This window comes from Streptomyces sp. CA-243310, from assembly GCF_050936775.1.
In the GTDB taxonomy this organism is placed as follows: domain Bacteria; phylum Actinomycetota; class Actinomycetes; order Streptomycetales; family Streptomycetaceae; genus Streptomyces.
In genome coordinates, this window is record NZ_JBNJMF010000005.1 from 1 (window position 1) to 14,245 (window position 14,245).

The 14,245-nt window shown below is 68.7% G+C and carries 13 protein-coding genes; 3 read left to right on the forward strand and 10 right to left on the reverse strand.

What is annotated here, in order from left to right; all coding sequences use genetic code 11:
* The first annotated feature begins 2,557 nt into the window (after window positions 1–2,557).
* Entirely contained in the window at window positions 2,558–5,224 is a 2,667-nt protein-coding gene (locus ACQEVM_RS37830; protein ID WP_433087177.1) for a Helicase associated domain protein, read from the forward strand.
* A 104-nt stretch (window positions 5,225–5,328) separates the two neighbouring features.
* On the opposite strand, the gene ACQEVM_RS37835 is transcribed toward ACQEVM_RS37830, so the two are convergent.
* The 10 genes from ACQEVM_RS37835 to ACQEVM_RS37880 form a co-directional block, all read right to left on the reverse strand.
* Window positions 5,329–5,826 (reverse strand): Pycsar system effector family protein, encoded by a 498-nt coding sequence (locus tag ACQEVM_RS37835; protein WP_433087179.1) that lies wholly within the window; start codon window positions 5,824–5,826, stop codon window positions 5,329–5,331.
* Window positions 5,827–5,849: 23 nt separating this feature from the next.
* Complete coding sequence (locus ACQEVM_RS37840; protein ID WP_433087181.1) at window positions 5,850–6,563, reverse strand: adenylate/guanylate cyclase domain-containing protein; 714 nt, start codon at window positions 6,561–6,563, stop codon at window positions 5,850–5,852.
* A 310-nt stretch (window positions 6,564–6,873) separates the two neighbouring features.
* A complete protein-coding gene (locus ACQEVM_RS37845) occupies window positions 6,874–7,449 on the reverse strand; it encodes a hypothetical protein (RefSeq protein ID WP_433087183.1) in 576 nt (191 codons plus the stop codon).
* Between the two features lie 318 nt (window positions 7,450–7,767).
* Complete coding sequence (locus ACQEVM_RS37850) at window positions 7,768–8,730, reverse strand: hypothetical protein (protein ID WP_433087185.1); 963 nt, start codon at window positions 8,728–8,730, stop codon at window positions 7,768–7,770.
* Entirely contained in the window at window positions 8,727–9,272 is a 546-nt protein-coding gene (locus ACQEVM_RS37855) for a hypothetical protein (protein WP_433087187.1), read from the reverse strand. The genes ACQEVM_RS37850 and ACQEVM_RS37855 overlap by 4 nt, the downstream gene beginning before the upstream one ends.
* 180 nt (window positions 9,273–9,452) lie before the next feature.
* A complete protein-coding gene (locus ACQEVM_RS37860) occupies window positions 9,453–9,950 on the reverse strand; it encodes a GNAT family N-acetyltransferase (protein ID WP_433087189.1) in 498 nt (165 codons plus the stop codon).
* Window positions 9,944–10,834, reverse strand: a complete 891-nt coding sequence (locus tag ACQEVM_RS37865) for a protein kinase domain-containing protein (RefSeq protein WP_433087191.1) — start codon at window positions 10,832–10,834, stop codon at window positions 9,944–9,946. Before ACQEVM_RS37865 ends, ACQEVM_RS37860 begins: the two co-directional genes overlap by 7 nt.
* The gene (locus tag ACQEVM_RS37870) at window positions 10,750–11,448 is read right to left on the reverse strand and encodes a DUF6875 domain-containing protein (RefSeq protein ID WP_433087193.1); all 699 of its coding nucleotides are present in this window, start codon (window positions 11,446–11,448) and stop codon (window positions 10,750–10,752) included. Before ACQEVM_RS37870 ends, ACQEVM_RS37865 begins: the two co-directional genes overlap by 85 nt.
* The gene (locus ACQEVM_RS37875; protein ID WP_433087195.1) at window positions 11,445–11,846 is read right to left on the reverse strand and encodes a hypothetical protein; all 402 of its coding nucleotides are present in this window, start codon (window positions 11,844–11,846) and stop codon (window positions 11,445–11,447) included. The genes ACQEVM_RS37870 and ACQEVM_RS37875 overlap by 4 nt, the downstream gene beginning before the upstream one ends.
* Window positions 11,847–11,959: 113 nt before the next feature.
* Window positions 11,960–12,355: a DUF6415 family natural product biosynthesis protein gene (locus ACQEVM_RS37880; protein ID WP_433087197.1), complete on the reverse strand. Its 396-nt coding sequence runs from the start codon at window positions 12,353–12,355 to the stop codon at window positions 11,960–11,962.
* A 178-nt stretch (window positions 12,356–12,533) separates the two neighbouring features.
* Here ACQEVM_RS37880 and ACQEVM_RS37885 point away from each other — a divergent pair, with 178 nt between their 5' ends.
* The gene (locus ACQEVM_RS37885) at window positions 12,534–13,595 is read left to right on the forward strand and encodes a helix-turn-helix domain-containing protein (RefSeq protein WP_433087199.1); all 1,062 of its coding nucleotides are present in this window, start codon (window positions 12,534–12,536) and stop codon (window positions 13,593–13,595) included.
* A gap of 15 nt (window positions 13,596–13,610) precedes the next feature.
* Complete coding sequence (locus tag ACQEVM_RS37890) at window positions 13,611–14,183, forward strand: HD domain-containing protein (RefSeq protein ID WP_433087201.1); 573 nt, start codon at window positions 13,611–13,613, stop codon at window positions 14,181–14,183.
* The last annotated feature ends 62 nt before the right edge of the window (window positions 14,184–14,245 follow it).

Consider the following 14,245-nt stretch of genomic DNA (forward strand, 5'->3'; position numbering starts at 1 on the left):
GAGATGCTTTAGGAATGACCGGCAGCGGAGAGGTAGCGAGCGCGGACGATTAAGGAATAAGACGCTAGAGGGGAACCGATAAATGACGACCGCACTCATTCAACTGGATGCTCGTAGGCTTGACGAGATAGTTGCGCGAGGGCCTCTCCGCAAGAGAAGTGAGAGGTTTAAGGACAGGCTCACTCACTTCCTGGCTTGGGGCATCATCTATACGCCGTGATTACGCACAATACGCGATGCTGGAGAACTAGCCGGAGCCACCGGAGTCCTACAGCCAGTAGTGTCGGCGTCGCTTGCGTGTGTCGGCGAGGTAGTAGCGCGCGGAGGAGAAACTGGCCTACGTGGAGCGTCGGGCTAGGGCTACTCCGGGAGCCCCAAGGCGGGCAGGGCCGGGAACGGGCTGGGCACCTAAGACGCTTGGCGGGACCGGGGTCAGGGGAGCCTGAAGCGGGTGCGGTGGTGGAGCCTGGGCTTCCGATGTTGATCCGCTACCCGGATCGTGGCGCAGCGAGACCGATCCGGCGCACCCCGGCGCATCGACGTGACCGAGAAGCTACAACCTACGAGCGCGGCTCCGGTTGTTTTTTGTTATGGACCCATATGAGTGCCGTTAGTGAGATACACACATGTCTCCGTTACGGGACGAAAGCGCCGGTAGTCGTGCACGAGAGTATCGCCTTTGGGGCAGCGCAGGCACCAGCACAACCTGCACAGGTTGTGTGTAGAGTACGCGGACCGATTCACTGCGACCGCAGGGTATAATGCGAACGCGGCAGGTGATGGGAGATCGAGAAGGCGGAGAGGGTCGGGAAGAAGACATCGGCACAGGATCGTGGGGGAGGATATCTAGAGGTTCCCCGTCGGGGACCGGTAGACGTCCAGCGTAGCCTACCTCGGAAGCATGGCGGGCACCGCTGGGGTATAAGGCAGCAGCGGAGGCAGGTGTGCCCGTCAGTGCGAGAGTCGCTTCTCTCGAATCATGTGTGTGGGACGGGTACTTGCGAGAAGGTGGGTGTAGGAATATCCGGCTGGGGTACCGGACGGCCGCACATCGCTCGGTGTGTAAGCAAAGTGGCGTGCACGTGCTGAACTGTTACTGATTCTAAGTAAGAGAGGCATACCATAAGAGCGCGAGTTGCGCGCTCGACGGACGTTTTGGACTTCGAGGCTTGCCGTTATGTTGCAGGGTATAGTATCTCGCGTTGGTCTGTACACATTTTAGGATAACGGGTCTGAATCCTGACCGATCGCAAGCGAAGCGAGGCCGGGCGCATATCGTCCTCCGAACGCTTGGCAGCCACGTCCTGACGCGCCAGGATCGGGACGGTACGAGCGATGGTTTATTAGCAGTGAAGCATAGGGCCGAGACAAGGTCCCATCGTTTGGCGAGCCCGTTTAGCAGCTATTCGCACCACGCTGTAGGGCGGGACTCACTCGCAGGATGGATGTCGCCGCATCGGATTTAGTGGAGCGGTCCTTACGCGGGCGTTCGGACACTTGGGAGAGCTCCACCGTCGGCCCTGGAGGCCTTGGGACCTGGTTGGGAAGGCGGCGGTTCCCCATTTATGCAGGGTGACGCTTGGACGACAGGCATGTTATTGTACGATCAGGAGCGATGAGACTTAGGAGTCGTGATGACACGCCGGGTGGTCGTTCAGGGCGTGGCCTTACGAAGACGGCCAAGTTGAGGAGCGGTTTTCCTGGAGGAGGGTAAGCGGACACGTAGGTAGGGTCCGGGCCCGGAGGCGGACTAGGAGGGGCCGCAGGTACACAGGGAGAGGAGAGCTCGCAACCGGCACGGAAGCGGATTCTGAGAGTTGGGTTGGCGTCAAGGCGGAGCCGAGCAGAAGTTCGCCTTGCGGTGCTTGGGACCGGTGAGAGAGCAGTGGGTTATCCGGCCTCAGAGGGGTTTGTAAGCTGATGCCGGGTATGGGACTGGGGGCGGTTAGCGTCTCCCCCGCCGCGTCATACTAGGCTCGGAGATTCAGCAGTGACCAGCACATGCACGGCTGCCAAGAGAGGCAATAAGCTATCTCCCGGGACACGCGGCAAATGGTGAGTAGTAGAGCTTGGCACGAGAGAAGCTAGCTAGGTCCCGGAGAGCCTTGGACAGTGCACTAGCGACGAGGGCTGCCGGGCTCACACTGTGTGCTGGTGTAGTAGCCTGCGCCGGCCATGGATGATATTTGAGCGCTTTGTGGTCAAGAGGCTAGACCTTGAAGCGCGAGCCGAGAGTCTATGGAGCACGGGCATGGCGCTCGGAAGGATAAGCTCATTGGACCTAGATCACTGTCCGGGGAGGCATAAGCGTCCAGAGGCGGGCGGATCAACTTGCGGGCGGGCTGGAGAAGCTGTGGCGCGTCTACGGGCCCGCCGGGGTCTTCCCGCGAGGCGTGTACCACCTGGTTGGGCTCCCCGAGTCATTCCTGCTGTGCGAGCGCATTGACCACGCCCCGATGTGGCTCCAGGCGGTCTGGGGCAGGGAATGCGAATCGGACACCCCCCTTGAAAGGCTCAAGGAAGCCTGGCTTCACGGCACTAGCGAGAGTGACGGACGATGAGCAGGATTCCGCTCAAAGAACACCAGGTAGACCAGAAGTCGAGTTTCCGTAAGTGGGTCGGATTTCCTGCAAGGTCATCCGTGCCCCCACAGGGTGCCCGTGGAACGATCGTGTCAGCGACTGGATCCGGCAAGACGATCATGGCCGCCGCGAGCGCGCTGGAGTGTTTTCCGGGCGGCCGGATCCTCGTGACCGTGCCGACCCTGGACCTGCTCGCGCAGACCGCTCAGGCGTGGCGGGCAGTGGGTCACACCGCGCCGATGGTCGCGGTGTGCTCGCTGGAGAACGACGCGGTGCTCAACTCGCTGGGGGTGCGCACCACCACGAACCCGATCCAGCTCGCCCTGTGGGTCGGGCACGGGCCAGCCGTCGTGTTCGCCACGTACGCCTCTCTCGTGGACCGGGAGGACATCGACGCCCCCGTGGGGCAGCGGAAGGTTCGCGGACCGCTGGAAGCCGCTCTGGCGGGCGGGGAGCGGCTCTACGGGCAGCAGATGAGCGGATTCGACCTCGCGATCGTCGATGAGGCCCACGGAACCGCTGGTGATCTTGGTCGTCCGTGGGCTGCGATCCACGACAACCAGCGGATCCCCGCAGACTTCCGGCTCTACCTCACCGCCACGCCCCGCATCCTCGCCGCGGCCCGGCCGCAGAAGGGCGCCGGCGGCCAGGAGGCGGAGATCGCGACCATGGCCGATGACCCGGACGGCACCTACGGCGCATGGCTCGCAGAGCTGGGTCTGAGCGAGGCCATCGAGCGGGAGATCCTCGCGGGATTCGAGATCGACGTGCTCGAAATCCGCGATCCCTCGCCGGTCCTCGGGGAGTCGGAGGAAGCCCGGCGCGGCCGGCGCCTGGCCCTGTTGCAGACGGCGCTCCTGGAGCACGCGGCGGCGTACAACCTGCGTACGGTCATGACGTTCCACCAGAAGGTGGAGGAGGCCGCCGCGTTCGCGGACAAGGTGCCCGAGACCGCCGCCGCCCTGTACGTCAACGATGCCTCCGATGAGGACCTGGCCGCCGCCGACAAGCTGCCGAAGTCCTCCATCGACGCGGAGTTCTACGAACTCGAGGCCGGCCGCCACGTACCCCCGGACCGCGTCTGGTCGGCGTGGCTCTGCGGGGATCACCTCGTCTCCGAGCGGCGCGAGGCGCTGCGCCAGTTCGCCAACGGCATCGACGCGGCCGGACGCCGGGTCCACCGAGCCTTCCTCGCCAGCGTTCGCGTCCTCGGGGAAGGCGTGGACATCACCGGCGAGCGGGGAGTCGAGGCGGTGTGCTTCGCGGACACCCGCGGCTCGCAGGTGGAGATCGTGCAGAACATCGGCCGGGCGCTCCGGCTCAACAAGGACGGCAGCACGAAGGTCGCGCGGATCATCGTGCCGGTGTTCCTGGAGCCGAACGAGGACCCCACGGACATGGTCGCCAGCGCCAGCTTCCGCCCTCTTGTAGCCATCCTCCAGGGCCTGCGCTCGCATGATGAGCGTCTGGTCGAGCAGCTTGCCTCCCGGGCGCTCACGAGCGGGAAGCGCAAGGTGCACGTCCGGCGCGATGAGGACGGGCGGATCGTCGGGGCCGGCGGCGAGGGCGACGGCGAGGACCAGGAGCGGGACGACACGCAGGCCGCCGCCGAAGCGGCCCTGCTCCACTTCTCCAGCCCGCGCGACGCGGCGACCATCGCGGCGTTCCTCCGGACCCGGGTGTACCGGCCCGAGTCGCTGGTGTGGCTGGAGGGCTACCAGGCCCTGCTGCGCTGGCGGGCTGAGAACGAGATCACTGGCGTCTACGCCGTGCCCTATGACGTGGAGACCGAGGTCGGCGTTACGAAGGACTTCCCGCTCGGGCGGTGGGTGCACCAGCAGCGGAAGGCGCTGCGGGCGGGTGAGCTGGAGGAGCGGCGCAAGACGCTGCTGGACGCCCCCGAGGCCGGGATGCTCTGGGAACCGGGCGAGGAGGCGTGGGAGGCCAAGCTGGCCGCACTGCGCTCGTTCCGCCGGGCGAGCGGGCATCTCGCGCCGCGTCAGGACGCGGTGTGGGGCGAGGGCGAGGCGATGGTGCCCATCGGGCAGCACCTCGCCAACCTCCGCCGCAAGGGCGGCCTCGGGAAAGACCCGAAGCGGGCGGAGGAACGCGCGAAGCAGCTGACGGCCGTCGACGCGGACTGGGACTGCCCGTGGCCGCTGGACTGGCAGCGGCACTACCGGGTGCTCGCCGACCTGGTCGACGCCGACGGGGTCCTGCCCTACATCGCCCCGGGCGTCGTGTTCGAGGGTGATGACGTGGGCAAGTGGCGTTGGCGGCAGCAGGAGCCGGGCACCTGGGCGCAGCTGCTCCCCGAGCAGCGGGGGCGGCTGGCCGCGCTGGGCATCAAGGGCGCTGAGGCCCTTTCTTCCGCCCCGGCGGCGGTCGGTTCGGCGAAGGGATCGGGGAAGGCGCAGCATGCGTTCCAGCGGGGTTTGGCGGCCCTCGCGCAGTGGGTGGAGCGGGAAGGCGCGGACCGGCCGGTGCCGCGCGGACACGGTGAGCCGGTCGCGGTCGACGGCGAGGCGGAGCCGGTGATCGTGAAGCTGGGCGTATGGATTTCGAACACGAAATCGAGGAGGGGCCGGCTTACGGCGGAACAGTTGGAGGCGTTGCGCGAGCTGGGGGTGCAGTGGGCGTGACTCTGGCGCTGCCCGGTTGTTGAGCTGGGCGGTATGAGACCCCGGGCGTGATTGTCCCGGGGTCTGATGTTGTGCTGCTTGTCGGGCTCGTTCGTGTTTGGACGTCAGGCGACAACGCCGGCGAGGAACACCAAGGCGGCTCCTGTCGCGAAGAGCCCGAAAGACCATTGGACGTGACGGTGCTTCGCCCAGATGATCTTGCTGGTGTTGACCAGCTGTCTGCTGAGGACGGGAAGCGGATCGGTTTCCTTGAGGGCAGTCGCCAGTTCATCGGGGTCTCGGTGCATGAGGTGACCGAAGTAGACGAAGTTCGTGGAAGCCTCGGTGCGGGCCTTGCGCGCCCGCAACCGCGGCGTGACGACCAGCATCGCGTTCAGACCACCGAGAAGGATCACGATGGTGCCCGTCCAGAGGAAGAACCGTGCCCAGCCGTCAAGGTGGGCAAGGACGTGATCTTTGGCGGACAGGGCGATGATGCCCGCGACCGCCGCCGATGCCAGTGTGAGCGCGAAGGACGCCTTCGCATCCACGCGTGATGTCCAACTGCCGAGCTCCGCATGAATCTTCCAGGCCGTTTCTCTCGCCTGACTGTCATCGTTCACTGCTGTAGACCCCCCTCTCGTGGCTAGAAGGACCACCAGTACGTGGACCGGTAGATGACCATGCTTTCGCCGCCCACCTCACGAGTGACCTGCTGCCACATGTCGGTGCCCTTCGAGTACTGCGACTTCTCGCTGAGCATCTTGTAGACGTCGGCGGTGATGTAGGAGCGGTAGTTGCCGGCCTCCCGGATGTCGCTGAGCTTGGCCGCAACGTTGGGCGCGCGGCCGATGGAAACAAGGTCGCTTCTATCCCGGACGCCAGCCCGGGCGATGAACGCCGGGCCGGAGGCGATCCCGACGCACATGCGCGGCTCGTATCCGTCTCGCTTCAGGTTCGGCAGCTGGGCGTACAAAGCGGGCTGGACAAGGTTGCTCATCGCCCAGTTGATCTGAAGGGCCGCCTTGGCTGCGGAGGAGTTCTTCGAGTCACCGATGAAGATGCCCATGGCGCGGTCGCCGTCGTAGCTTCGGATTTCCCCACCCCGACCCTTGATAATCTTCGAAGCTGCGCGGAGCGATGCCCGGATCACCTTGCCGGTCGTCTCGGGGCGGAAGTTCCGGGCGAGCTTCGTCGACCCGAGCAGATCGGCGTAGAGATAGACGGCGTCGAGCTTCACCGCGTCGTTGGAGAACAGCTTGACGTCGTCCGTCTCAGGAACCACCCGGCCCTCCCGAATGCTCCAGGGCATTCCCACGAGTTTGTCCAGGTCAGATCGAATCTCATCGCCGAGGGACATCGGCTCACCTCACTCCAGTCGCTGAACTGGCGGGACCTTAGCAGCGCCCACTGACAACGCTGGATGAACAGCCCGGCGGATCGGATGCGAGGTGGCTGCTCCGCGCTGGACGGCGAGCTTGGACACGCCAGTTTGCAGAGACCCCGGGCAGTACTTGCTCGGGGTCTCGTGCCCCGCGATGGCGAGGGGCCGCCTTCTCGCGGTGGATCAGCGGCGTTCGGTGGTCTGTCCCCCGGTGGCCATCCTGTGGCGCGGAGGCTTGCCCTCGTTCCTCTTCTCCGTGCCCACGAGAGCTGGATTGGCGAGGGAGTCAGTGAGGCTGGGGGGCGGAGGAGGCGGGGGCGGAGGAGGTGGGGACTGGTTCCCCTGGTTCTGTGCGTTTGTCATGGCCGCCAGTGTGCAGCACGAGACTGACAGTGGAGAGGCAGATGCCGGCGGCGACGGCGGCCAGGGCGACCGTCCACCGCTTCGTCTTCCGCTGGTGCAGGTGGTTGTTCTGCTCGAAGAAGCCCACCCGCGTTCCGGCGAGAGCCCCCAGGGTCGCGCCCTTCGACGCGCGCGCGTAGGTGTCCAGAGTCTCCCGCGGATTGAGGTCCTCGTACGCGGCAAGGTTGAAGACCGCGATGCCGAAGCCGATGGCGACCGCGTATGCCGCAAAGGCTGCGGTGCCGGTGAACGGTTCAAAGTTCCGGATGGCCAGGAACTGAGTGGCTGTGGCCGCGAACCCCACCAGGAAGATCGCTTTGGTGTCCACCTTCGCGCCCGACTCGGCTTGTCGCGCCAGACGCGCCGCGAGCTCGCTGTTGATCAGCTCTAAGGTCAGTTCCTGTTGCTGGAGCTCTTGCGGCGTCATCGCTGGGGGCGGCGGGGCTGGAGTGGCGGCCATCTGCCGATGATGCCGCACGCCTCTGACAGCCCGGCAACCAGGTTGCTACGCCTGCACAGGGGTCCATGGTCGGCGCGAGGGCCAGCGGCACGCCGTCCTTGCCGCGCCGGAGTGCGCGGCTACGGAAAGGCAGACTCGCCAGGCTGCGCGTGCATGATGTCCCCACCAGCAAGCACGCTCGAGGGACCTGCCCGCCCCGGGAGAACCTCTCCTGTCCGCGCTCGTCACGGTCCCCCCTCGCTTCCCGGTAGACCCCGGGTCCTGTCGGCGGGCTCGGGCGCTCGGGGGCTCGAGGGCTCGGAGATCACACCGCGCGGGCTACCAGCGGCGTAGGTCCTTGGTGAGTTCGCCGTGCCACTCGGTGCGGCGCGGCACGTACGCGGCGGGCGCCGGTCCGAGCGCGACGGCCTGGTCGGTGATCTCGTAGGTGACCCGGTAGGCCAAGACCTGGGTGGCGAGGTCCATCCACTCCTGCGTCTTGTGCGCCGGTGGGACGGGACCGAGCACGGTCACGAACCACATGGGCAGCAGGGCGCGGTCGCGGATCGCGTCGGCCAGGCGGCCGCGCAGCAGCCAGTTCAGCTTCCGCTCCGCCTTGTCGCCCTGCTCGATCAGCGACGCCTTCGCCTGCCGCAGAGAGTCGTCCTGGGCCAGTGCGGCCTGCGCGGTCTGGGCGGGGCCGGCCAGCTTCTGGGCCCGCTGACCGTGGCTCTCGGCAAGGGTGCGGGACATGCCGAAGTCCATGGCGGCCTGTTTGAACGCGCGGGACGTGCGTGGCTGGCTGGCCAGGATGCCGGCGGCCTCCACTACCTTGTCGCGGTGCTCGTCGCGTTCTTCGACCGCTCCTTCGTACTCGCGGAGCTTGAGGCGGTGGGCCTCGCGCTGGTGTCCGGGGAGCAGGCCGGAGCGGACGTGCCAGCCGTGGTTGGCGGTCCTGGTCAGCTTCTTCCACTCCGGGTCGGTGGTGTCGAAGTCGGCGAGCGGGGCGCCGCCCGCGGCGAGCAGGTGGGCTTCGAGGACCTGGACGCGGCCGGTCAGCCGCTTGAGGGCCTGCTCGGTGTCCTGGATGTCGCCGCGGACGTCGTCGTCCAGCTCGGTGAGGTCGCTGCGGACGGCGCTGACGTCGTCCTCGAGGCTGCGGATGCCGCCGCGGATGTCGCGCAGCTCGGAGTCGAGGTCTTCGACCTCCCCCAGCTTCGTACGCAGCGAGTGCAGCTCGTGCTCCATCCCGCCGGTCTGGCTCTCCAGGCGGCGGACCTTGTAGCCGTAGTCGTCGCTCACCGCTGCGCCCCCTTCGGGTCGGCGCCCGTGTTGTCCATGGAGGACCCGGCGACAAGCATCCAGCCCAGGGCGGCGGCGATGATGAACCACCGGCTGATCACGCTCAGGCTGATGAGGGCCATCAGGAGCGCGACCACGTGCAGTGCGACGGCTCCGAAGCGGCGGTCACGGTGCTGTTCGGCATCGACCTTCTGAAAGCAGCCGGCCACCGTGCCCGCGAAGTGCGGGACCAGCAGGACCAGCCACCAGGCCGAACGGTCGAGGACGAAGACGAGCGCGATCAACACGGCACCGACGGCCGCCTCGCCGCGCCAGGACCACGTCGCGATGCGCTCACTGCGTCGGCGCTCGGGCTCCGCCAGACGCTCGGGAATCGTCTTCTCGAACTCCACCAGCTTGCCGGTGACGTTCACCAGCCGGGCGTACTCCACCGCGAACTGGTCGTCGTCGACGTCGTGTTTCAGCACCTGCGCATGGCGCGCGCCGACCTTCTGCTGAAGCTGCGCCAACTGCTCCTCGATCTGCTGCTCGGTGCTGCCCACCGAACCACCCCCACCCGCAATGCGACGACACGCCGACCGGACACTTTCCCGCCGGCGGCCACCGCCAGCCGTCAAACCGATCGACCGTACCCACAGCGGTCCCAGGCCCGCCGGGCATTGAGAGGCAGTGGCCGAAACCATGCCGATCAAGGACTACATCGACCAAACCTTGCCCAGCAATCAAACAGGAAGGCGTTTCTGCAAGGCGTACATCTGGTACGGCACGGTGGTTCCGCCGTCGGTCTGCCGGTCGGACGTCCCGATGTGGGTGAACCCGGCTTTGATCAGAACGCGGCCGGAGGCGGGGTTGTCGGGGTGGTGCATGGCCTCCAGCCGGTGAAGGCCGGCGGTGGTGAAGGCGGCGGCGACCACCTGGTGGGCGGCCTGGGTGGCGTAGCCGTGGCCCCAGGTGCCCTCGCGGAGGATGTAGCTGATGGTGCCCATGACCGGGGTGCGCCGCCGCAGGGAGATCAGGCCGATCAGCCCGGTTTCGTCGAGGATGCCCCAGTTCCACTGCGCGCGGGGGTCTTCGGCGGCTCGGGCGAGGGCCGCCTCGATCTTCTCGTGGGCCTGGTCCAGGGTGAGGGGCTTGCCGGTGGTGTGGCGGATCGAGGCGCCGCTGTAGATGCGGGTGAGGGCGGCCGCGTCATCCACGGCCAGGGGGCGCAGGGTCACCATGCGGCGGTCAGCTCCTTCGCGGTGGGCCGGTCGGCGGGGTCGGGGGCCAGGCACGCGGTGATCGTGTTCTCGAACTCGGGGAACGGCCAGGGCCGGACGTCGCGCAGCGTGGTGGTGGTGCCCTTGGCGATGGCGGCCAGCTTGTCCGGCCGGTCGAGGTCGTCGTCGTAGGGGACGGGGCGGTGGCCGGTCCAGCACCAGAACAGGGTGGCGCCCAGGCTCCAGATGTCGGCGGCCGGCTGGGCGGGGATGTGGGTGTCGGTGGGGGTGTTGAGGATCGCGGTGGCGATCTCGGGGGCGGTGGTGTGCGTGAGGGCTCCCCGGTACGGGAGGTGGCGGTTGTCGCCGGGGCCGCAGGCGAGGGCGTAGTCGATGATCTGCGCGTGGCCGTCGTTGGTGACGAGGGTGTTGGTGGGCTGGACGTCGGCGTGGGTCCAGTCGGCGGCGTGCAGGCGGGCGAGGCGCTCGGTGAAGGTGCGGGCGATGCCGGTGAGCCAGGGGCGGACCGAGGTCCGGTCTCCTTCCGGGCCGCGGGCGAGGGCGAGGGTCCGCCACAGGGGTGCGCCGGCGATCCAGTTGACGGCCAGCCACCGGCCGCCGTCCCAGGTCCCGGCGCTCACCCGGTAGTCGGGGTCGAGGGCGCCGGCGGTGGTGAGGCGCAGGAGGTGGTTGTCCTCCTGGGCCATCTCGGCGGCCTTGTCGCGGGCGTGGTCGCTGTCGCTGTCGGGGTTGTTGGCCTTCAGTGCGACGGCGCCCTTGGGGCCCTGGATCTTCCAGGCGCGGGAGCCGCGCCGGTCGCTCAGGAGCTGGATCGCGGTGGGTTCGCCGGTGTGTGCGGTGAGGAGGGCGACGGCTTCGCCGGGGGGAGCAGGTGTCGGGCCCATGGGCGGATCTCCTTCCACTCGGTGGGGATGTTCTCGAACACGTCGCGGCCGTCGTCGTCGGCTGCGGCGAGCGCGGCGGCCAGGTCGGGGGTCGCGCTCAGGAAGCGTGGGTCGCGGCGGCGGACTGCGGCTCTCACGGGCAGGAACGAGGCGGGGGCGGCCGGGATCCGGCGGCCGTCCGCGGTGACTTCTGCTTCGCCCGCATAGAACTTGCCGACCATCACCCCGACCGGGCCGTAGAGGTTCTTCAGCACCCAGTGCGGCCAGGCCATCAGGTCACGGTGCCGGACCCCGGGTACGTCGCCCAGCAGGACGATGTTCTCGCACCGCAGCCCGCCGTGTGGCCGGTTCAGCAAGGGCCGCAGCCACTCCGCGGCCTGGACGCCCGCGTGGAAGAGCTCGGCCTGGACGGCTTCGGCGTCGCCGTCGGCGCGGTAGACCGTCCAGGTCGTCAGGCCCTGCTGGAGGGAGGGTGCCAGGTAGGGGCAGTGGGCGGTCATCTGGCGTATGTAGTCGCTGATGTCCACGGACCTCGGCCGGGTGGTGCTGGCCTCAACGAGGCGCAGCGCCCCGGCGGTGGGCCGGGGCGCTGCGCTATTGCGGCCGGTGGTCATCGGCGGGCAGTCTCCGGCTGGTCGGGCGCGATGTCGCCGTCGCCGCCGGCGGGGCCGCAGTCCCACTCCGCGACCACGGTGCCGGTCTCCTGGTAGCGGGCGACGGCCTCCTCGTTCACGTTGCCCTGGGCGTTGGTGAACCAGACCTCCGGCAGCGGCCCGTACGCGGCCTCGTAGGCGGCGACCCAGGCGATCGGGCCGTGTCCGTTGTTCGCGACGTGCCGGATCGGCTGGCCCGCGGTCTCCAGGCACAGGGCCTCATAGGCGGGGCTGCCGAGCAGTTCGTGCCAGGCCGCGTCCACGGCCGGGGAGAACATCTCGGGTGCGGACTGGCCGGTCTTGAAGCGCTGGCCGGTGATGGTCAGGAACCGGCGCAGCTCGGTAGTTGCGGTGCTCACGGTGGTGCCCCTCTCGCTGTCGAGTGGTGCTCCCCCGGCCCGGGGCGGGCCGAGGTGTGGTGCCGTGCACCGCGCACCCAGGAGATCCGGTCTTTGCCGGGTGCGCGGGGGTCTCAGGGGGCCGCGACGGCCTGGGGCGCGACGCTCGCGAGGCGGTCCAGGCGCTCGTAGAGGGCACGTACAAGCTGGGCGCGGCCCTGGGCGCAGCGTGCGGTGTCCTCCAGCGGGGCGGCCAGGCGGCGGTCGGCTTCATCGAGGACGACGTCGGCGAGGGCGCGGGCGGCGTGGTCTTCGGGCAGCAGGTCCGCGGCGCGGTGGACGTCGGCGGCGACGGTACGGGCGACGCCGGTGAGCAGCAGCGCGATCTGCTGGAGGTCCGCGGGTGGCAGGGCCGCGTTGGCGGTCCATCCGAGCACGGCTTTGACGAGAGCCTTGTGGAGCTCCCGGTCGAGGGGGAGTTCCGCGTCGAGGCGCCCTTCGGGATCGTGGACCAGGTTCGTGCTGCTCATCGGGGCCTCGCCGGGTCGTGGGTCGCGGGCGGCACGGTCTCGTTCGTCGGACATCGACCGCATCCCGACCGTACGAGCGGACCCGATGCGGTAGGACTGACCGTGAGTACGGGTTTCGGTGCGCAGGGCGACCGGGGAGCAGGCCGGTATGGGCAGGCCCAGGCGAACATCAGCAGGCGTGGTGAGCGGGTTCGTGCTGCGCCTGGTCCGCGAGTCGATCCCGTGCACGCAGGCCGCCCTGGCGGAGGCCCTGGGTGTGGACGTCGAGACGTTGCAGGGCTGGGAGTCGGGGCGGCGCCCGCTGGCGAACATGCGGGCCGGGGCGCTGCTGGAGCTCCGGCGGCGGCTGCCGGCGCTCGGTGCGGACCTGGCGCTGGTGCCGTGGCTGGACGCGGCGATGGACGCGGACCGGATCATCGCCGCCGGGCTGGACGGCGAGGCCGGTGCCGGGCCGCACCCGCTGGCCGGGTGGGTCCATACCCGGGAGACCGCGCACATGCTGGCCTGGGCGCTGAACGGCACCGTCCCACCGGCGCTCGCCGGACGCTTACCCCGACCGAGGCGCGGCCCGGTCGCCGCCGCGCCGCAGCTGGCGGCCGCGGACCGATCGGTGTTCTTCGAACACCTGCGGGGCACGACCGAGGCGGCGGCCCGCCACGGCGAGGGCGGGGTGCTGCTGCACCGCCAGGCGCTCTACCTCGCCTCGTACGACCGGGGGCCGGACGCGGCCGCGTGGACCGCGCACACCCTGCACCAGCGCCGTGACGTACTGGCCCGGCGGGGCTGGTCACCTCACTGGGCGGAAGCCCGCTCCACCGCGACCGCGCTCGCCCGGCTCGGCGACCCCCAGCCGCTGCTGGACTTCATCGACCGCGCCCTGGCCGACGACGACACCGCCGAGGCCGCGAACCTCAACTACTGGGCACTGTGGCTGGGGGCGTTGCCGCTGCCCCAGCCGGACGACACGTTCATGCGGGACCGGGACCTGACCGGCTGGGATCCGGTGACCCTACTGCGGGGCCTGGCCCACGGGCTGCACCTCGCGCCCGGCTACGTCGACCTGTACGCGCACTCGCTGTGGGCGCTGCTGACCGCGTTCCCGTGGCTTTCCCAGGCCGCCGGACCGCTCGCGGGCCCGCTGCGCGAGCAGGCCGGCCAACTCCTGGACGGGGCAGCACTGTCGGCAAGATCCCGGCGCGAGCTCACCCACGTCCACTACGTTTTCGATCACAACCGCTGATATCCGGAGGACCGTATGGCCGACGACACCACCAGGGGCACCGCGAGCTTCATCTCCGAGATGGGCGTGCTCAAGCGCGTCGCACGGACCGGCTGGTGGTTCACCGGCAACAAGGCCCCCGAATCCGTCGCCGAACACTCCTTCCGCGTCGGGGTGATCGGCTCGGTCCTGGCGATGATGGAGGGCGCCGACCCGGCCCGGGTCGCGTTGATGTGCCTGTTCCACGACAGCCAGGAGACCCGAATCGGGGACATCGCGCACATCGGCCGGAAGTACATCAGGGCCGCTCCGAACGGTGAGGTGACCGCCGACCAGGTCGCCAACGCCCACCCGGCCGTGCGCACCGGGGTGCAGGGCGCAGTCGACGAGTACGAGGCCGGCACGACCGCGGAGGCGATCGTCGCCCGCGACGCCGACAAGCTGGAATGCCTGGTCCAGGCGGTCGAGTACCGGGAGCAGGGCTACAGCCTCACCCAGAACTGGATCGACACCAGCCTCGCCTCACTCAAGACCCCGTCCGCAAAAGCCCTCGCCAACGCCGCGCTGAGCATGGACTCGCTCCAGTGGCAGAAGAACTTCCTGCCCTGACCGGCGCATGAAGGTAAGGCCCCGGCACGGAGCGCCGGGGCCTCGTCATGCCGGAACTGGAG

Coding starts and splice junctions, on each gene's coding strand:
- ACQEVM_RS37845 (WP_433087183.1), bottom strand. CDS start 7,449: ATGGCCGCCACTCCAGCCCCGCCGCCCCCAGCGATGACGCCGCAAGAG.
- ACQEVM_RS37840 (WP_433087181.1), bottom strand. CDS start 6,563: ATGTCCCTCGGCGATGAGATTCGATCTGACCTGGACAAACTCGTGGGA.
- ACQEVM_RS37880 (WP_433087197.1), bottom strand. CDS start 12,355: ATGAGCAGCACGAACCTGGTCCACGATCCCGAAGGGCGCCTCGACGCG.
- ACQEVM_RS37870 (WP_433087193.1), bottom strand. CDS start 11,448: ATGACCACCGGCCGCAATAGCGCAGCGCCCCGGCCCACCGCCGGGGCG.
- ACQEVM_RS37830 (WP_433087177.1), top strand. CDS start 2,558: ATGAGCAGGATTCCGCTCAAAGAACACCAGGTAGACCAGAAGTCGAGT.
- ACQEVM_RS37890 (WP_433087201.1), top strand. CDS start 13,611: ATGGCCGACGACACCACCAGGGGCACCGCGAGCTTCATCTCCGAGATG.
- ACQEVM_RS37860 (WP_433087189.1), bottom strand. CDS start 9,950: ATGGTGACCCTGCGCCCCCTGGCCGTGGATGACGCGGCCGCCCTCACC.
- ACQEVM_RS37865 (WP_433087191.1), bottom strand. CDS start 10,834: ATGGGCCCGACACCTGCTCCCCCCGGCGAAGCCGTCGCCCTCCTCACC.